Origin of the sequence: Clostridium sp. AWRP, assembly GCF_004006395.2 — a bacterium.
Classification (GTDB): domain Bacteria; phylum Bacillota; class Clostridia; order Clostridiales; family Clostridiaceae; genus Clostridium_B.
Window position 1 is genome coordinate 2354183 of the sequence record NZ_CP029758.2, and the last position, 18676, is coordinate 2372858.

17 protein-coding genes are annotated in these 18676 nt (G+C 28.9%); 6 read left to right on the top strand and 11 right to left on the bottom strand.

Features of this window, described 5'->3' with window-relative positions; genetic code table 11:
- Positions 1 to 149 precede the first annotated feature (149 nt).
- From DMR38_RS10910 to DMR38_RS10915, 3 genes are read left to right on the top strand one after another with little or no spacing between them, the layout of a single operon-like run.
- The gene (locus DMR38_RS10910) at positions 150 to 1334 is read left to right on the top strand and encodes a PLP-dependent aminotransferase family protein (protein ID WP_127721349.1); all 1185 of its coding nucleotides are present in this window, start codon (positions 150 to 152) and stop codon (positions 1332 to 1334) included.
- Between the two features lie 55 nt (positions 1335 to 1389).
- Positions 1390 to 1545, top strand: a complete 156-nt coding sequence (locus DMR38_RS21840; RefSeq protein ID WP_175412988.1) for a hypothetical protein — start codon at positions 1390 to 1392, stop codon at positions 1543 to 1545.
- Between the two features lie 60 nt (positions 1546 to 1605).
- Positions 1606 to 2802: a pyridoxal phosphate-dependent aminotransferase gene (locus DMR38_RS10915; RefSeq protein ID WP_127721350.1), complete on the top strand. Its 1197-nt coding sequence runs from the start codon at positions 1606 to 1608 to the stop codon at positions 2800 to 2802.
- 22 nt (positions 2803 to 2824) lie between these two features.
- Here DMR38_RS10915 and DMR38_RS10920 read toward each other — a convergent pair whose 3' ends face one another.
- The 8 genes from DMR38_RS10920 to DMR38_RS10955 all read right to left on the bottom strand — a co-directional run bounded on the left by DMR38_RS10920 (position 2825) and on the right by DMR38_RS10955 (position 11749).
- The gene (locus DMR38_RS10920) at positions 2825 to 3712 is read right to left on the bottom strand and encodes a GNAT family N-acetyltransferase (protein ID WP_127721351.1); all 888 of its coding nucleotides are present in this window, start codon (positions 3710 to 3712) and stop codon (positions 2825 to 2827) included.
- A gap of 98 nt (positions 3713 to 3810) precedes the next feature.
- Positions 3811 to 4191, bottom strand: a complete 381-nt coding sequence (speD, locus tag DMR38_RS10925) for an adenosylmethionine decarboxylase (RefSeq protein ID WP_127721352.1) — start codon at positions 4189 to 4191, stop codon at positions 3811 to 3813.
- Positions 4192 to 4410: 219 nt separating this feature from the next.
- Positions 4411 to 6324, bottom strand: coding sequence for a bifunctional 4-hydroxy-3-methylbut-2-enyl diphosphate reductase/30S ribosomal protein S1 (locus DMR38_RS10930; RefSeq protein WP_127724029.1), 1914 nt, complete (start codon positions 6322 to 6324; stop codon positions 4411 to 4413).
- 19 nt (positions 6325 to 6343) lie between these two features.
- Complete coding sequence (gene cmk / locus DMR38_RS10935) at positions 6344 to 7009, bottom strand: (d)CMP kinase (RefSeq protein ID WP_127721353.1); 666 nt, start codon at positions 7007 to 7009, stop codon at positions 6344 to 6346.
- Between the two features lie 117 nt (positions 7010 to 7126).
- The gene (locus DMR38_RS10940; RefSeq protein ID WP_127721354.1) at positions 7127 to 8365 is read right to left on the bottom strand and encodes an NAD(P)/FAD-dependent oxidoreductase; all 1239 of its coding nucleotides are present in this window, start codon (positions 8363 to 8365) and stop codon (positions 7127 to 7129) included.
- 86 nt (positions 8366 to 8451) lie between these two features.
- Positions 8452 to 9327: a MurR/RpiR family transcriptional regulator gene (locus DMR38_RS10945; RefSeq protein WP_127724031.1), complete on the bottom strand. Its 876-nt coding sequence runs from the start codon at positions 9325 to 9327 to the stop codon at positions 8452 to 8454.
- A gap of 172 nt (positions 9328 to 9499) precedes the next feature.
- Positions 9500 to 10213 (bottom strand): pseudouridine synthase, encoded by a 714-nt coding sequence (locus tag DMR38_RS10950; protein ID WP_127721355.1) that lies wholly within the window; start codon positions 10211 to 10213, stop codon positions 9500 to 9502.
- A 138-nt stretch (positions 10214 to 10351) separates the two neighbouring features.
- The gene (locus tag DMR38_RS10955) at positions 10352 to 11749 is read right to left on the bottom strand and encodes a glycosyltransferase family 2 protein (RefSeq protein ID WP_175413125.1); all 1398 of its coding nucleotides are present in this window, start codon (positions 11747 to 11749) and stop codon (positions 10352 to 10354) included.
- 250 nt (positions 11750 to 11999) lie between these two features.
- Here DMR38_RS10955 and yedF point away from each other — a divergent pair, with 250 nt between their 5' ends.
- A complete protein-coding gene (yedF, locus tag DMR38_RS10960; RefSeq protein ID WP_127721357.1) occupies positions 12000 to 12581 on the top strand; it encodes a sulfurtransferase-like selenium metabolism protein YedF in 582 nt (193 codons plus the stop codon).
- A gap of 115 nt (positions 12582 to 12696) precedes the next feature.
- On the opposite strand, the gene DMR38_RS10965 is transcribed toward yedF, so the two are convergent.
- Positions 12697 to 13530: a carbon-nitrogen hydrolase family protein gene (locus DMR38_RS10965; protein WP_127721358.1), complete on the bottom strand. Its 834-nt coding sequence runs from the start codon at positions 13528 to 13530 to the stop codon at positions 12697 to 12699.
- A 247-nt stretch (positions 13531 to 13777) separates the two neighbouring features.
- Here DMR38_RS10965 and DMR38_RS10970 point away from each other — a divergent pair, with 247 nt between their 5' ends.
- Positions 13778 to 14533, top strand: a complete 756-nt coding sequence (locus DMR38_RS10970) for a tRNA threonylcarbamoyladenosine dehydratase (RefSeq protein ID WP_127721359.1) — start codon at positions 13778 to 13780, stop codon at positions 14531 to 14533.
- A gap of 74 nt (positions 14534 to 14607) precedes the next feature.
- On the opposite strand, the gene DMR38_RS10975 is transcribed toward DMR38_RS10970, so the two are convergent.
- Positions 14608 to 15210, bottom strand: a complete 603-nt coding sequence (locus DMR38_RS10975; protein WP_127721360.1) for a molybdenum cofactor guanylyltransferase — start codon at positions 15208 to 15210, stop codon at positions 14608 to 14610.
- Positions 15211 to 15451: 241 nt separating this feature from the next.
- Between DMR38_RS10975 and hutG the strand changes: the two genes are divergently transcribed.
- On the top strand, positions 15452 to 16471 hold the full coding sequence (gene hutG, locus DMR38_RS10980; protein WP_127721361.1) for a formimidoylglutamase: 1020 nt from the start codon (positions 15452 to 15454) through the stop codon (positions 16469 to 16471).
- Between the two features lie 35 nt (positions 16472 to 16506).
- On the opposite strand, the gene DMR38_RS10985 is transcribed toward hutG, so the two are convergent.
- Positions 16507 to 18501 carry a methyl-accepting chemotaxis protein gene (locus tag DMR38_RS10985; RefSeq protein WP_127721362.1) on the bottom strand — a complete coding sequence of 665 codons (1995 nt, stop codon included), beginning with the start codon at positions 18499 to 18501 and terminating at the stop codon, positions 16507 to 16509.
- Positions 18502 to 18676 lie beyond the last annotated feature (175 nt).

The window sequence follows — 18676 nt, forward strand, 5'->3', positions numbered from 1 at the left end:
TAGAATGAATCTCATATTCAGAATTATACAACAATAAAGTTTTTATTGAAAAAATCTTTCAAAAACTATATTATTGTAATATATCTATTTATAAGGTGGCGATAAATAGATATTTATATGACAAAATATTTACTTAAGGGGGTTTTTTTATGAAAATAAATTTTTCAGAAAGGGCAAATGGTTTAAAAGCATCTGAAATAAGAGAGCTTTTAAAATTAACAGAGATGCCTGAAGTCATTTCTTTTGCCGGAGGATTACCAGCACCGGAATTATTCCCTGTAGACGGAATGAAGAAAGTTACTCAAGAGGTTTTGGAAAAGGATGGACAAGTTGCTTTACAATATAGTACAACAGAAGGTTTTAAGCCTTTAAGAGATATAATCGCAAAGCAGAGAATGTCTCGTGAAGGTGTAAATGTAACTGGAGATGACATAATTGTAACGTCTGGATCTCAAGAGGGAATTGAGTTTTCAGCTAAGATATTTGTAAATGAGGGAGATACTATAATATGTGAAAGCCCAAGTTATTTAGGTGCTATTGGTGCATTTAAAGCTTATCGACCTAATTTTACTGAGATAGAGATGGATGAACATGGTATCATAATAGAAAAATTAGAAGAAGAATTAAAGAAAAATAAAAGAGTTAAAATGATATATACAATTCCAGATTTTCAAAATCCAACAGGAATAACTATGTCAGATGACAGAAGAAAGCGTATTGCAGAGCTTGCTAAAGAATATCAGGTTCCTGTAATTGAAGATAATCCATACGGAGAACTCATTTTTGAAGGCACTACACATCCATCTATAAAAAGTTTTGATAAAGATGGCTGGGTAATATACCTTGGAACATTTTCTAAAACTTTTTGCCCAGGTTTAAGACTTGGTTGGATATGTGCTGCACCTGAAATACTTGAAAAATATATTATTATAAAACAAGGTGTAGACTTGCAGTGTAGTACTTTAGATCAAAGGGCAACTGCACTTTTTATGCAAAAGTATGATTTAAATGAACATGTAGAAGAAATCAAAAAAGTATATGGAAAACGCAGAACGCTTATGCTTGAAAGTATGGATAAATATTTTCCAAAAGAAGTTACACATACAAATCCTTATGGAGGACTTTTCACCTGGGTTTATTTAAAAGAAGGCTTAGATTCTGCTGAAATATTAAAAGAAGCGTTAAAAGAGAATGTTGCCTATGTTCCTGGCGGTCCTTTCTTCCCAAATGGTGGACATAAAAATCACTTTAGATTAAACTACTCTTGTATGTCAGAAGACAAAATCGTTGAAGGAATCAAAAGATTAGGAAAAGTTCTTGCTAAATACTATTAATATATGAATAAAACCTCTCCCTTTGGGTTAAACTTCTTTTAAGGGAGAGGATAATATGTATGATGTAAAAGATTTTAAAAAATTACAAGAGAACAAAAATAAGTTAAGGGCTGATTGTATTGGAGACAGAGGTTATTTTAAAAGTACTTATTATGAAAGTATGTTTCGATTTAAGTCAATGCACATTCCTACAGAAAGCTTAATTAAATAGAAATTTTTAACTTAAATTATCTTTAGCTTGATTAAAATTAATAGTTGGAGGATAAATTATATGAAATTATCAGACAGAATTTTGAATATGCAATTTTCACCTATTCGTAAATTGGCACCTTATGCAGCTGAAGCTAAAAAGAGAGGAATAAAAGTTTATCACTTAAATATTGGACAACCTGATGTACTTACTCCTGATATATTTTTTAAAGCAATTTCAAATTTTAAGGAAAATGTACTTAAATACACTGAATCACAAGGAATGGATGCACTTCAAGAAAGTTTTATAGAATATTATAAAAAGTGGGGTACAGAATTTACAAAGGATGAACTCTTGATAACTAACGGTGGAAGTGAAGCCATAATGCTTACTTTTATGACTTTATGTGATCCTGGTGATGAAATACTCTCACCTGAGCCTTTTTATACAAATTATAACGGATTTGCACAAGTAGCTTCAGCTAAAATGGTTCCTTATTTAACAAAAGCTGAAGAAGGATTTCATTTGCCACCTAAAGAAGTAATAGAAAGTAAAATAACTGATAAAACACGTGCTCTTATGATTTCAAATCCAGGGAATCCAACTGGGACAGTGTATACTGCAGAAGAACTCAGGATGCTTGGAGATATAGCTAAAAAACATGATTTATTCTTAATTGCAGATGAAGTTTATAGGGAATTTGTATATGATGGATTAAAATATACTTCAGCCCTTACTTTAAAGGACATTGAAGACAGAGTAATAATCGTAGACAGTATATCAAAGCGTTACAGCGCTTGTGGTGCAAGAATTGGTCTGGTAGCTTCAAAGAATAAGAACCTTATTCATAATATAATGAAATTATGTCAGTCTAGACTTTGTGTACCTACAGTAGAGCAGATAGGCGCTGCAGCTTTAAAAGATACTCCAGAAAGTTACTTCATTGAAACTAGAAAAGAGTACCAAAAAAGAAGAGATATACTTATGGATGGTCTTAAAAAAATACCTGGAGTTGTATGTCAAAAGCCAACAGGTGCTTTCTACATAGTTGCTAAATTACCTGTCCCAGATGCAGAAGATTTTTCTAAATACTTATTAACTGAGTTTAATAAAGACGGCAAAACTGTAATGGTAGCACCTGCAGGAGGGTTCTATGCTACTCCTGGTCTTGGAAAAGATGAAGTGAGAATATCTTATTGTTTAAATTGTGATGATTTAAAAGATGCTATGGATCTTTTAAAAGTAGCAATAGAAGAGTATCAAAAAGTTAAAAAATAAATTTTTAAAAAAGTTTCCATAATTATTTATGGAAACTTTTTTTATCCAATGTCCAGTTATACCTCTCACTTTCAATACGAAATCCCATGTTAGTATATAATTGTAAGGCTATATAATTAGAACTTTTTACTTTTATTATTACTCTATTAAATCCACTATAGTACATTATTTTTAAAAGATAGATTAACAGTGCTTTGCCATACTTTTTCCCTCGAAATTCTTTTAATATACCAAAGTTTACTATAACAGGTACATCATTTTCCATTACAATTTGACCATAACCTATATACTCATCATTTTGCTTTAGAAAAATTGCCCCCTTTTCAAAATAGTAATCTTGAGCTTCGTCAAAATATATATCCTCTAAAGTCAAAGGAACTCTAGTATCAGTTTTAAATATTTCATTTTGTATTTCACATCTTTTTTGTTCATCTTTTCCCTTTTCAAATATTTTGAATTGAAGTTTTTCATCAAAAATTAATGGTATATTTTCAAGTAAATTTTTATAAAGTGTTAAAGTTCCCTCTCCTTTATTAAATCCAATACTTTTTAATAAATTGAAATTATAATTGTTGTTTTGACATATATATTTTATAGTACAGGGCTCTTTTATAGTGTTTATTAGATACCTATAAGGCGAATTATCTGGGGCAATGCAATTACATAATACATTCATGGCGTTTATAGTACACATCTTATTATAAGAGACATCAGACCAAATATAGCCTATATAGTGTAAATCTTTTTTAATAAGTTTTACCCTTCTTCTTAAAATTAGCTGTTTAGCAAAATTATACCTATCATAGGTTTTAAAAAAATCCTCATTTACAGGATTAAATAAATATCTTTTATTGTTTAGCTCCCTAAAATATTTTAGATTCTTGTTTGTTAGTTTTACGCATTTATACATACTCTATTTTTCCCCATAGGATTATTATTTATTATAAGTATAAATTTAAAATAAATCTTGGTCAAATATATAAAGAGACCATCTCAGGTGATGATCTCTTATATATTTGAAGCTTTTACTTCTACAACTTGCTCAAATATACCTCTCTTTATTTCAGTTGCTGTCATATTTCTGGCATGAAACTTTTCAGTCATATAATTACATGCATCCCAAGGATTTATTCTACTTCCACAAGTAAACACATCTACAGCGGCATAACCAAGTTCAGGCCATGTGTGAATAGTTAAGTGGGATTCAGATATTATTACTACTCCACTTATTCCTTGAGGTTTAAATTCATGAAAAGCAACTTCTCTAACTTCGGCACCTGCCTTTATTGCAGAATCAATCATAATTTTTTCTATAAAATCTTTATTATTTAATATTTCAGCATCACATCCATAAATCTCTGCTAAAATATGTCTTCCTAATTCATGCATGCTTCAACTTACCCCCTTAGAAAAAATACAACAATTAAATTTTATCAAAAATAAGAGAAAAGTCAATATAAACATGGCTATAAAATACTAGTTGGCAATAGCTCTATTTAATTAAACATTGCTCCCATTTTCTATGTATATTGTATAAGAAATCAGAATTTACACAAAGTTTCTATTTTCTAATCCTTACTTCAGGGTAGTAAATTAAAAATATTTAACTTAGATTTCATCTACTTCTTTTATACTTAACGCTATTTTTTCACTGTCTTTATTTACTTCAAGGATCTTAGCCTTTATTTCCTGACCTATTTTAAGTACATCTTCTGGTTTATCTATTCTCTTATGGCTTATTTGTGATATATGAACTAATGCATCTACACCTGGCTCTAATTCAACAAATGCACCAAAATTTGCAAATCTAACTACTTTACCAAGAACTACATTGCCAACAGGATATTTTATGTCTACGTTGATCCATGGGTCTTCCATGAGCTTTTTTAAAGATAAAGATAATTTTTTCTTTTCTTTATCAATGTCTAATATATAAACCTTAATCTTATCCCCGATTTTTAAAACATCACTTGGTTTTCCAACTCTTCCCCAGGAAAGTTCAGATACATGTAGAAGTCCGTCAACTCCTTGTACATCAACAAATGCGCCAAAATCAGTCAATCTTCTGACTTCACCATCTACTACAGTATCTTTTTCAAGCACATTCCAAGTCTGTTCTTCCATTTTTTCTCTTTCCATTCTCAAAAGGTCTCTTCTTGAAGCTACTATTCTTGTACCTTTCTTTTCTTCCTTAAATTCAATTATAGTTACATCAAGCTCTTTATCTACATATTGAGAAAGATCATCTACATGGTATAATTCTACATGAGAAGCAGGTATAAAGACCCTAGCACCTTTGTAATTGGCAACAAGACCTCCATTTACAGCTTCCTTTACAATAACCTTTAATACCTGACTATTTCCATTAGCTTCTTTTAATTCTTTATAAGCATTTTCTCTTTCTAATTCTATTTTAGATAATACCACATACCCATCTTCATTTTGTCTTCTTATTACTTTCACATATAATTCATCTCCACAATGAATTAATTCTTCTAAGTTGTCACTTTCATTTTTTGTTATTTCACGTTTTGGAAGTACACCTTCTGATTTATATCCTATATTTAAAAAAACCTCTTTTTCATTTACAGATATTACTGTACCCTTAATTTTTTCACCTAATATTATTTGGGTATCATTTTTGTCCATATAAGATAGTTGCTCATTTAATTCTAAATTTTTGTCATCACTCATTTTTAAAATTGCCTCCTTTATTATCCAATCTGGTGTTGAAGCTCCTGCTGTAACACCTATAGTTTTAATTTTATTACAATTACTTATATCATCAGGTATTTCTCCTGAATTTTCAACATAAATAGTATTATTGCAGTTATCTTTACATATTTCATAAAGTTTAGTGGTATTAGAACTATTTTTACCACCTATTACTACCATCATATCTACTTCTTTAGAAATATCTGCTGCTGCCTTCTGACGAAATTCTGTAGCACTGCATATAGTATTAAAAGCAATAAATTCTTTGCACTTTTTAGCCACTATACTAAGCACTTTCTCCCAGTTAGATTGTTTTTCTGTAGTTTGAGAAACTATACACAGTTTTGATGGTAATTTTTCTAAATTGATACCATCTTTAGATATTAAAGCCTTATTTTCGCACCATCCATTTATTCCAATTACTTCAGGATGATTTTTATCTCCTACTATTAATATAGAATACCCTAATTTATAATATTCTTGTACTTTTCTTTGTATATTTAAAACATATGGGCAAGTTGCATTTACTATGTTTATTTTTTTATTTTTTAAAGTAAAAAATATTTTTTCGGGAACACCATGAGAACGTATTATAACCACATCATCTTCCCTTAGATTATCTATATTATCTATTTCTATAGGATATATACCTTTTTCCTTTAATTTATTTACTACATCACTATTATGAATCAAAGGACCTAAAGTATATATTTTTTTATTAAATTTTTTTTGAGTCTTTAAGGATTCTTCTACAGCTCTTTTTACTCCAAAACAAAATCCTGATTTGTCTGCTAAAATAATGTTCAATTTTATCACCTTAATTATATTATCTATGTTCTTCAATATACTTTTTTATATAGGATGAAATTATTTGTACAACTTCAGAAAGAGAGAGAAAAGATGAATCTATCTCTACAGCATCTTCAGCCTTTACAAAAGGTGAAGAGGATCTATGTGAATCTATATGATCTCTTTTAATTATGTCATTTAGTATTTCGTCATAGTTTACAGATATATTTTTTTGACTCAGTTCGTTATATCTTCTTTTAGCTCTTTCCTCTGGACTAGCAGTTAGAAAAAATTTTAAAGGTGCATTTTTTAAAACAACACTGCCAATATCTCTTCCATCCATAATTACATTATATTCTCCTGCCATTTGCTGTTGCAACTTTACAAGTAATTTTCGAACATCAGAAATTGCAGCATAATTGGATACAGTATTGCTTATTGTAGGATGCTTTATACTTTCAGTTAAGTCTTCTCCATTTACAATTAACTTCTCTCCTTCAAAATGCATTTTAAGTGATTTTGTGATTTCACATACTTTATTTACATCTGTGCAGCTTATATTTTGTCTTATACACATAAGAGTAACTGCTCTATACATAGCTCCAGTATTTATGTACATAAAATTAAATTTTTTGGCTACTATATTTGCTATGGTGCTTTTACCGGCAGCTGCAGGTCCGTCTATTGCTACAGATATTTTCAAAATGTTATTCCGCCTTTCTTAAAATAGTACATATAGGGATAAAAATTTACATATCCACATTCTATTATAATTCTATATAAAACTATAAAATCCTTTATTTTATGATATTATATAAAATTAGTTATTTTCTTTAATATTAGCAATATCATTTCCTGCTAAAAAACCGGTAGATAAAGCAATTTGCATATTAAATCCTCCAGTATAAGCATCTACATCTATTAATTCTCCTCCAAAATATAAGTTTGAAATTATTTTAGATTTCATATTAGATGGATCTATTTCTTTAACAGTTATACCTCCAGAAGTTACTATAGCTTCAGCTATAGGACGAAGTTCTTTTATATTCATTGATAAATTTTGAAACAAATTTACTAATGTATGTCTTTCAAGTTTTGTTATAGAATTAACTTTTTTATTTGGATCTATATTACTTAAACTTACAATTACATCTATTAATTTTTTAGGAAGAAGGTCATCCAGGGAATTTTTAAAACTTTTATTTGAATACTTAAAAAAGTCATTTTGTATTCTTTTATCTAATTCTTCAAAATTAAGAGCAGGTTTTAGATTTATAACTGCCTTTAAATTATGTTTGCTTTCTATAACCCTACTTCCACTTAATACTATAGGTCCAGAAATACCAAAATGGGTAAACAACATTTCTCCAAATTCCTTATATAACGTATTTTTTTTAGAATCTATTATACTTAGTTCTACATTCTTTAACGAAAGTCCCTGAAGAGATTTGATCCAATCATCACTTATTTCTATTGGAACTAAAGCAGGATTTATAGGTGTTATAGTATGACCTACATCTTTTGCCATTTTGTAACCATCTCCGGTAGAACCAGTTTGGGGATAAGACATTCCTCCTGTGCACAATATAAAATAATCGCCCTTCATTATGGAATTATCTTGAAGCTGAATTGATTCTATACTATTTTCTCTACAGATAAATTTTGTAACCTTGGAGTTTAATTTTATAACAACCCTTTTTCTAAGTAATTCTTTTTCCATAGCACTAATTAAGTCTGAAGATTTATCAGATTCAGGAAAAACCCTATCTCCTCTTTCAACTTTCAATTTAACTTTTAAATTATTGAAAAAATTTATAGTATCATTGTTTGTAAACGAATAAAGAGAGCTGTATAAAAAATTTGGATTTCGAGGAATGTAATCAAAAAATTCACTTATATCTTTTGAATTGGTTATATTACACCTTCCTTTCCCCGATATAAACATTTTTTTACCTAACTTGTTGTTTTTTTCAACTAAAATGACATCGTTATTTTTTGCTGCATTTATGGCTGCCATCATACCAGAAGGGCCACCACCAATTACTATTACTTTTGACATTAATCCACACACCTTATTTTCTTTCAAATGCCTAATCTAAAATGGACAAATTCAAAATAAATTCGTCCCTTGTAGAAAATTCATCTTTAATTTTGTTCTCTAAAAGAATATACTTGATACTCTTTCCAAATATCTTCTAAATCTGAAAAAGTGGAAGATATTTTATCCTTTTCCTGCATACCTACAGCTACTATTAAAGCATTGATTACACTTAAAGGTGCCACTAATGAATCTACAAAAGAAGCCATATTACTTTGTGCTATTAATGTATAATCTGCTCTTGCTGCAAGTGGTGATAGAAGACTATCTGTAATAGCAACTACTTTTGCATTCCTACTTTTAGCAAATGTTAAGGACTCAATAGTTCTTACTGCATATCTTGGAAATCCTATACCTATTACTAAATCATCTCCAGTTAAATTTATCATCTGTTCAAAAATATCACTTATTCCATATCCAACAACTTTTACGTTATCCAATATCAAATTTAAATAAAATCCTAAAAAATCTGCAATTGCAGTGGAACTTCTAAGACCTATTATATATATTTTTTTAGCTTTGAATATGCTTTCAATTACATCGTCAAAAGTTTTATGATTTATCTTTTCTAGTGTAGCTCTTATGTTTTCCATATCTGATTTTAAAACACTTTTTAAGGGACTTTCCTGACTTACAAAATCATTTGATAATTCAATCCTTTGTACTGTAGTTAATTTATTTTTTATTAGTTCTTGAAGAGATTTCTGCAATTTAGGATATCCTGAAAATCCAAGTTCATTTGCAAACCTAACTACTGTTGATTCACTTACACCTACACTCACACCTAATTTAGCAGCTGTCATAAAAGCAGCTTTATCATAATGTTTTAATATATATTCAGCTATTAATTTTTGGCCTTTGCTCAATCTTGGAAATTTAACTTGAATTGTTCTTATTAGGTCGTGATTGTCAACATTCTCCATTTGCTTCATTCCTTTCTTTCATTACTATAATTTTTGCAATATTTACTTCAGTTTAACATCTATTGACCAAATTTTCAATAGATTATTCATTTGTTTATCTAATTTTTCCCTTAATTTTTTGTATATTACTTGATAATTGATACTTTTATTAAGAATAAAGCAATACGCAAATTTAATTTTTTATATATTTTATTTCATCCTCATTCAAATATCTCCATTTTCCTTCTTCCAAATTTCCTACATCTATATTACCTATAGAAATTCTAGTCAAAGATATTACCGGATGTCCAATAGCATCACACATCTTTCTTATCTGCCTATTTTTCCCCTCATGTATCTTTATTCTAACTTTGGAATTATTCTTGCTCTTATTTACATTAAGTATATTAAAATCTGCTTTGGCTGTTATATAACCATCTATATTTACTCCATTTTTAAATTTTTCTATATCTTCCTTTGAAGGGATTCCCTTTATAACTGCAACATAGACTTTATTTTTCTCCATTTTAGGATGGGCTACTTTATTGTACACTTCTCCATCGTTAGTAAGTATAATGATACCAGAAGTGTTATAATCCAACCTACCTATTGGATATATTCGTTCTTTTACTTTCACAATATCTAAAATAGTATTCCTTCCCCGGTCATCCTTAACTGTAGAAACATATCCTGTAGGTTTATTCAATAGTATATATACTTTTTTGCTTTCTTTTTGAATTTCTACATCATCTACAGTAATTTTGTCTATTTTATCATCAATTTTTGTTCCTAAGTTTTTAATAGTTACTCCATTTACTTTAACTCTTCCCTGCAATATTATGCTTTCACATTTTCTCCTTGAAGCTATACCACAGTAAGCCATATATTTTTGTAATCTTTCTACCATAATTAACACCTACCTATATACTCTTTAATTCACAATTCACAGCTCACAATTAATGAAAACTTTTCTTCTAAAATAGAAAAATCAATTATATACAATATAAATAATCCTCAATGACGTTGTCATTAAGGATTATTTATACTATTCCATTTCCTGTATACTTATTTGTCTTATATGTTTTGTGTGATTCCACTCCTTATTATTCTTGTCCAATATGCCCTGTATTGTTATAGGTATCCATGTTAAGGTATATATACCATATAAAAGATACCATATAAATATTTTAAAACAATTTTTACCACATAATAAAGATACACCTACTAAAAACACTAAGAGATACAATATGTTTCCAATTAGCATTTCATAGAAAGTTGGAGACGTAAATACATATGAAAGTACAATTATATTTAAAGAATACAATGCAAATACAGAAAACATTTTTTTAGAAAGTTTACTCTCTAAAAGCATTATTAAAGGAGTAAATAAAAACTGAAATATACTGAAAATTTTCCATTCAATCGATGAAAACAGCGAATTTACAACAAATATATTTAATCCATGTGGATTGTTGTTTTGCAGTATAGTTAAGAGTGCTGAGACTCCAAGTAATAAAGTTACAAAAGGTTGTATTGTATATATTGCACAATCAAATGCTGTAAAGCTTCTGTTTACAATAGATTTTTTTATAAGCTTAAAGAAAAACCTAGAAGCAACATCAGTAAATCCCTGCATCCATCTTTTTCTTTGAGTCCAAGATTGTTTTAAGGTCAAAGGTTTTTCATCATAAACTATTGCATTGTGAGCCCAACCAACTTTTTCGCCATTTAATACTAATTTGCATGTGAATTCCAAATCTTCTGTCAAGCAAGTAGCACCCCAACCTAATTTCTTCAATATATCTGTTTTCATACAAAACCCAGTTCCACCTATTTGAGTTGACAATCCAAGATTTGATCTAGAAAGTTGAAAAAGTCTGTTTGTAGACCAGAAAGAAATTGAATAGGAACCTGTTATCCATGAATCATTTGGATTCTTGCTATCTATGTAACCTTGAACAACTTTATATCCTTTGCACAATTTGTAATTCATTTCAGTTAAAAAATTTTTTGAAACTAAATTATCTGCATCAAAGATAGCTATGGCATCGTATTTACGATCCATTTTAAATATTTTGTTAAACATCCATTCAAGAGCATAACCTTTTCCTTTTTTATCAGGAACTTTTCTTTCGCATACATTAACGCCGTATTTTTTTGATATAGCTGCAGTATTATCGTCACAATTATCTGCAATGACAAAAATATCATACATATTTTTAGGATAATCAATGTCTTTTAAACTTTCTATTATTTGTGCAATTACCATTTCTTCATTATGAGCTGCCACTAAAAGTGCAAAAGTATTTTTAGGTGTACATTTTTCAGCGCCATTATCCTTTTTTTTGTATAATCCAAATAGAGAAAGTATCAGGTAGTAAGATGCAAGTATACAAACTAATATTTGGAAAATAAATGTAGAATTAAAAATAAACCCTTTCATCATAAAATCCTTCCTTAATATATTTACTCTATTATTTTATATAACGAATAAACATAATTATCGTATATCATAATACCACAAATTTTTAGTTATACTGTATTTGTTGTAATATTCTGATTAATATATATATCCACACTATAAATTTTTTTAATAGTCAAGTGACTTTATATTACTAAAAAATATAATTTGCATATTTTCAACTATGTTATAATTATCATGAAACATAGATATTTTAAGGGGTGATAAAATAATGGAACATATAATAAATTGTAAAGGTCTAAAATGTCCTCAACCAGTAATAAATACTAAAAAATACTTTGATTCCATAGAGGAAGGAACTGCTACTGTTGTTGTAGATAATGAAGTCTCAAAAAATAACGTATGCAAGTTTGCTAAGAACAATAGTTTTACTGCCAAAGTAGAACAAAAGGAAGATCTATTCTATATAACTATTAAAAAAGATATTAGTAGTTGTGAACTATGTGATTGTAACGAAGAAACATTTACAATAGTTATATCAAATAATAAACTTGGACTTGGCGATGATAAACTTGGAACCACTTTAATGAAAAGTTATCTATATGCACTGAGTGAAAGCAAATATCTTCCAACTAACTTAATATTTTTAAATGGTGGTGTAAAACTAACAGTGGACAGTTCCGATTGCATTGACAATTTAAAAGTGCTTGATAAAAAAGGAGTAAATATATACAGCTGTGGAACTTGCCTTGATTTCTATGGCTTAAAAGAAAAATTATCTGTAGGTGAAATAACTAATATGTATGATATAGTTGAAAAAATGAATTCTTCAGATAAAACTATAAAGCTGTAATTTAAGTATTTACATTCACCTGTTCATCAGATATAACGAAAAGCTACTCATTTCTTTTCATTATATCTGATGAAATTACAATATTCAGTTTAATAATTAATCATCTTATTAATTTTTAGTGTAAAAGAGTTAGGTCATATATATCTTTTCTTCTGTTTTTAATAATAGGTAAAGATTCTCTAACCTCATTTATATAGTCTAAATCTAATTCAGATATTAGTATTCCCTCTTTTTCATCTAATATATCTGTTATTGTTCCCCAAGGATTTACTACAAGGGAATGTCCATAAGCTACATAAGAATAATTTATATCTCTAGCAGGTGATATTCCTGCTATGTAAATTTGATTATCCACTGCTCTGCTTCTAAACAAAAGTTCCCAATGAGCTGGACCAGTAGTCATGTTAAAGGCTGCTGGAATAAATACTATTTTAGTACCATTAAGAGCCATTAATCGTATGAGTTCAGGAAATCTTATGTCATAACAAATCGCTATACCTATCTTTCCCCATTTTGTATCTATTATTGTAATTTTATTACCTGGAGTTAAAACTTTAGATTCTTTAAAAGTCATTCTATTTTTTATATCTATATCGAATAAATGTATTTTCCTATGTTTACCGATTAAATTTCCGTCCTTATTGAATACAAAAGAAGTATTATAGACATTCCCCTTGCTGTCAAGTTCTGGTATAGAACCTCCTATTAAAAGTATCCTTTTTTCTCTTGATATAGAGGAAAGCATTTTTAAGGTATCACCATAACAATATTCTGATTCTGCATATTTTCTAAAATTTTTGATGTCATAAGGACAGTTAAACATCTCAGGTAGAGCTACTATATCTGCACCTTTATCTGTAGCTTGTACTATCATGTTTTTTGCCTTTTCTATATTACTTTTTTTAGAAGAACTTAAAACTTTCATTTGGCATAAACCTATCTTTACCACAGAAACACCTCTTAAAATTAAATCATTTTATTTAATCGTTAAAATATATTATAGCCATAAGTTGTATAATTTATATTATAACATTAACTATAATTTATTACTCCAAACTATTTAAGTTTTCGTAAAAATTTCATAATTTAATAATGTTTATTGTTTTTAGAATTACTGCAAAGAATCTATTGCTTAAAAATAGGTAAAATTATATAATTTTTATGATATTACTATAAGATAAGAGGGAGATTATTTAATGAAACAACATTCACTTTCAAGGACTGAATTATTAATTGGTAAAGAAGCTTTGGAAAAATTGAAGAATAGTACAGTGGTTATATTTGGATTAGGCGGCGTAGGTAGTTTTAGTCTTGAAGCTATAGCCAGAGCAGGTATAGGCCATATTGTAATTGTAGATGATGACACTGTTTGTTTAACAAATATAAATAGACAAATACAAGCTAATTTTCATACAATAGGTAAATATAAAGCAGATGTTTTAAGAGATAGGGTTTTGGACATAAATCCAAATTGTAAAATAGAAGCTTACAAAACCTTTGTAAAGGAAGACAACATAGATGAAATCATACCAGATAAAACAGATTATGTAATAGATGCAGTGGATACCGTATCTTCAAAAATATCCTTAATAATGTGGTGTAAAAAACACAATGTTGATATAATAAGCTGCATGGGTACTGGAAATAAATTAGACCCTACTAAATTTAAGATAGCTGATATATATGATACGAAAATATGCCCTTTGGCTAAAGTTATGAGACATGAACTTAGAAAAAGAGGTATAGATAAAGTAAAAGTACTTTATTCAGAAGAAGTCCCTAGAAAACCAAAGATAGATGAGGTTGTAACTTGCAAAGAAGGATGTGTATGTGCAGGAGGATCTAGAAAATGTCTTGCCAAACGTCAGATACCGGCTAGTAATTCTTTTGTACCTCCTGTAGCAGGAATGATAATAGGCGGAGAGGTTATAAAAGATATAATAGATATCTAAACTCATATAAAGATACAGGCTTTAATTACTTATATTTTAGTCTGTGTCTTTTTAATTTGTAAAGAAATATTGCATTAATCTTGTTTATATTTACCATATATGTTGTCTAGATCGCTTTTGTAATTCAAATTGGTAAACATGCCTAGTGAATTATCATATTTTTCTTTTATAGTTTCTGGTATATATTTTATATTAGTACCTTCTATTATTTTTCTAATAGATAATCTTCCAGCATCTATACCCCGTTTAAAATAAGGTACAAGATCTTTAGAATAAAAAGAATACAAGGGCTCTATATCTTTTCCATTGTGAGCCATTATAACATGAAAATTTTTTTCTTTTGTAAAATTCATCATATATTTTATATATTCTAAATTTACAAAAGGCATATCACAGGCTATAAAAAATGTATATGGAGATGAAGAATAATTAAGTCCTGTAAATATTCCACCTGCAGGTCCATATTCTTTTTTTAAGTCTTCTAGTACAGTGTATTTTATATTTCCAAATTTATATTTGTTTTCAGCTACAAAAACTACTTCATCAAATATATTCTCTAGCTTTTCGGCTGTTATTTCTACTAGAAATTTTTCTCCTATTTTTATTTTACTTTTGTCAAATCCCATCCTTTTACTTTTTCCACCACATAAAATTACTGCTGTATATTTTTCTTTCAAGTTTTTCCCTCCTAAGTACGTTTTCTTTTATATTTTATCATTTATTTTTTGTAATATCTAGTTTGGTTTACATTTTTTTAATTTACATAATATTTATACTGTTAACTAATTGTATTTATAAAAGAAATATAAGACTTTACTAAAAAAATTTATTCATTTTTATCAAAAAAATATATACTATAAATATATATATGCTACTATATATTTAAACTACAAATTAGCTAGAAGGAGACTTTTTAAAATGTTTGATTCTAAATACAAACCTATGGACAAAATACTATGGAAAGGCAGAGTTGATAGTGAAACTAATTTTGATGCTTTCAGATGGCATCAATGGATTAAGTGCATTGATTTAAGGAAAGATGACATTTCTCCTTATACCGGCAAGCTGGGATTTGGTTTTATTGGATTTTGCTGCGATGAAGGTGTAAGACGCAATAATGGAAGAACAGGTGCTTCAAAAGGTCCAGAAAGTATTAGAAAAGAAATGGCAAACCTTCCTTGTTTTTTTACAAAAGACGTTAATTTATTTGACTTTGGAAATATTATTTGTGATGATAATTCTCTAGAAGAAAGTCAGAAGATACTTTCAAAAGCAGTATCTAAAATATTAAGTTTAAATCTTTTCCCCATAATTCTAGGTGGAGGCCATGAAACCACTTTTGGACATTACAAAGGAGTTTTAAATCACTTAAGTAAACATACTAAAACCCCTGATATTGGTATTATAAATTTTGATGCTCATTTTGACCTTAGACCTTATGAAAATGGTGCTAGTTCAGGAACAATGTTTAGGCAGATTCATGATCTTAACATAGATAAAGGAATTGACTATTCATATTTTTGCATGGGAATACAAAATCACAGTAATACTGTAGATCTTTTTAAAACTGCACATAAATTTGGAGTAAAATATGTACTAGCTAAAGACGTAACTAACGATACTGAGTGGAATACCTTAGACAAGCTGAATGATTTTATTAAAAAGCACGATAATATTTACATAACAATATGCTCTGACGTATTTACTTCATCTTACGCACCTGGAGTAAGTGCTACCCAATCCCTTGGCCTTGACCCAGAAAAAGTTTTGAAATTCTTAAAATACATATTAAAATCCAACAAGGTAGTAAGTTTTGACATATGTGAAGTTTCTCCTAGGTTTGATCAGGATAAAACTACAGCAAATTTAGCTGCTGTCATAATATTTTCAGTAGTAAACACATTATGTACAATAAATAATCTATTTGTAGGTTATTAAAAAATATGTCCTGCTTTAAAGGCAGGACATATTTTTTAAATTTTAAATTTTTTAACTATACTATTTAACTTTTCTGCTAATTGCTCTTCCCTTTCGGCTGTTGATACTATTTTCTCTATATGTGCAGAAGTTTCATCAATGTTTCCTCTTATTGTCTCTGCATTTTCAGAAGATTTAAATGCATTTTGTGCCATATTTTGTACTACATCATTCATTTGGCTTACAGTAGCATTTAATTCTTCTGACATAGACGCTACATCATAAGACATCTTATTTAAAAATTCAGCATCCTTGTAATACTTGTCTCCTGTATCTCTGAAGGCTTCTAATTGGGGATCTACATTTTCGTGTATAAAATCCAGTATATCATTTCCGTTACCCGAGCAAGACTTAAAAGCTTCATATACCTTTGAAATAGTACCCTGAATAGCTACAACAGCCTGTGAGGACTGTTCTGCAAGTCTTCTTACCTCTCCTGCTACTACTTCAAATCCTTTGCCCTTTTCCCCTGCTCTAGCTGCTTCTATAGCTGCATTTAATGCCAATAGTTCTGTATTTTCTGCTATACTTGCAATGGTATCTGCCATAACTTTTATATTTTCTACTACTTTGATGTCCTCAATTACTTTTAGCATTTTTTCTCGTTTTTCTTCATATATTTTTCTCGTTTTCTCTATGGATTCACCTGTTTTATTTCGTATATCCACAGCTGTATTTTGAATTTGCTCTGCACTACTATTTCCCTCTACAGCCCTTTCAGATAACTGGTTTACATTTCCACCTATTTCTTCTATAGAGGCACTTATTTCTTCTGATACTGCGCTTGTTTCCTGTATGCTGTCTACTATATTTTTTACTGCACTATTCATAGTTTCAGACTTTAAAGATAACTGCTCTGCAAGCTTAGTTAATTCCGTACTAGATTTATTTATATCATCTGAATCACCCAGTATTTCTTTTACAAGTTGAACCAGTTCCTTATGCATTATATTAAAAGAATTTGATAGTTTACCTATTTCATCTTTATAATTTAGCAGGTAATCGTATTTATCATCATAAGTTAAATCAAACTTAGATATTTTATCTGCCATCTTTGATAGAGATAATATAGGATCTCCTATTTTTTTACCAAAATATACAGAAACCATAAAAGCTGCAATTATACATAGAACAATAATTATTATAAAGGATTTCACTAAACTTTGAAGTGGTTTAGTAAGTTCGGATACAGGTACTGAAAATCCAACTGTCCAGTTACTGGATGGTATTTTGGAAGTTACAAAATATTTTTCACCACCATCATAATCTTTTAACTTTACAAAATTACTACTTAAAATATTTTTAAATTGTCCATTCATGACATTATTCACATTTTGAAGTTTTTTATCTTTAGGCTGAAAATCTTTATTTGGATGAATTATAAAATCGTTGTCACTATCTATCAAAAATCCATAGCTATTACTTATTACTTTAGACTTTTGAACAATATTTGTAATTGTCTGCAGATCAATATTATAAGCCAGAGCTCCAACTGTAACTCCATTTTCAACTATAGGTCTTCCTATAGTTATTACCATTCTATTTATCTGCTTGTCCAAATAAGGAGAAGAATAAATTATCCCTTTTTTCTCTAAAGCTTTCTTGTACCATTCCCTCTGAGTACCGTCATATCCAGCTGGAGGCACCCATCCACCAGCATCAATGAGACTTTTATCTGCTAGCACAATATATATGTCTGTAGCAGATTTATTATCCTTTAATTTTTGCTGAAGATAACTAAGTACGTTATCCTTTTGTGCAATATTTATGTTTTCCACAGAATCTCCAATTTCATTTACTATTTTTCCATATCCATCAAACCACTTATCAATTGTCTCTGCATACTTGTCTGATGAAACTAAAATTTTATCTTTGGATTGATTTGTAACAACCTTATAAGATATGTAATATGTAACTGCAGACGATATCAATAAACTAAAAACACATATTAATGAAGCAAGTACTACTATTTTTGATTTAATACTTTTCATAAATAATCTCCTATTTTGTTATATTTTTCTTAAATTATTATGGCTATCACAATAAAACGTATCAACTTAAAGGGGCTGCCGCACTAAGAAATTTACATACAATATATTGCTTTATAAGCCACTTGCTAATACAATATGTTGTAGAATTTATTTTTAGTTCTACAGCCCCCCAATA

Bases quoted from the DNA above. Each gene is read 5' to 3' on its own strand.
- DMR38_RS10940 (WP_127721354.1), bottom strand. From the start codon at position 8,365: ATGTCAAAAGTAATAGTAATTGGTGGTGGCCCTTCTGGTATGATGGCA.
- hutG (WP_127721361.1), top strand. From the start codon at position 15,452: ATGTTTGATTCTAAATACAAACCTATGGACAAAATACTATGGAAAGGC.
- DMR38_RS21840 (WP_175412988.1), top strand. From the start codon at position 1,390: ATGTATGATGTAAAAGATTTTAAAAAATTACAAGAGAACAAAAATAAG.
- yedF (WP_127721357.1), top strand. From the start codon at position 12,000: ATGGAACATATAATAAATTGTAAAGGTCTAAAATGTCCTCAACCAGTA.
- DMR38_RS10950 (WP_127721355.1), bottom strand. From the start codon at position 10,213: ATGGTAGAAAGATTACAAAAATATATGGCTTACTGTGGTATAGCTTCA.
- DMR38_RS10970 (WP_127721359.1), top strand. From the start codon at position 13,778: ATGAAACAACATTCACTTTCAAGGACTGAATTATTAATTGGTAAAGAA.
- DMR38_RS10920 (WP_127721351.1), bottom strand. From the start codon at position 3,712: ATGTATAAATGCGTAAAACTAACAAACAAGAATCTAAAATATTTTAGG.
- DMR38_RS10910 (WP_127721349.1), top strand. From the start codon at position 150: ATGAAAATAAATTTTTCAGAAAGGGCAAATGGTTTAAAAGCATCTGAA.
- DMR38_RS10985 (WP_127721362.1), bottom strand. From the start codon at position 18,501: ATGAAAAGTATTAAATCAAAAATAGTAGTACTTGCTTCATTAATATGT.
- DMR38_RS10955 (WP_175413125.1), bottom strand. From the start codon at position 11,749: ATGAAAGGGTTTATTTTTAATTCTACATTTATTTTCCAAATATTAGTT.
- DMR38_RS10915 (WP_127721350.1), top strand. From the start codon at position 1,606: ATGAAATTATCAGACAGAATTTTGAATATGCAATTTTCACCTATTCGT.
- DMR38_RS10945 (WP_127724031.1), bottom strand. From the start codon at position 9,327: ATGGAGAATGTTGACAATCACGACCTAATAAGAACAATTCAAGTTAAA.
- speD (WP_127721352.1), bottom strand. From the start codon at position 4,191: ATGCATGAATTAGGAAGACATATTTTAGCAGAGATTTATGGATGTGAT.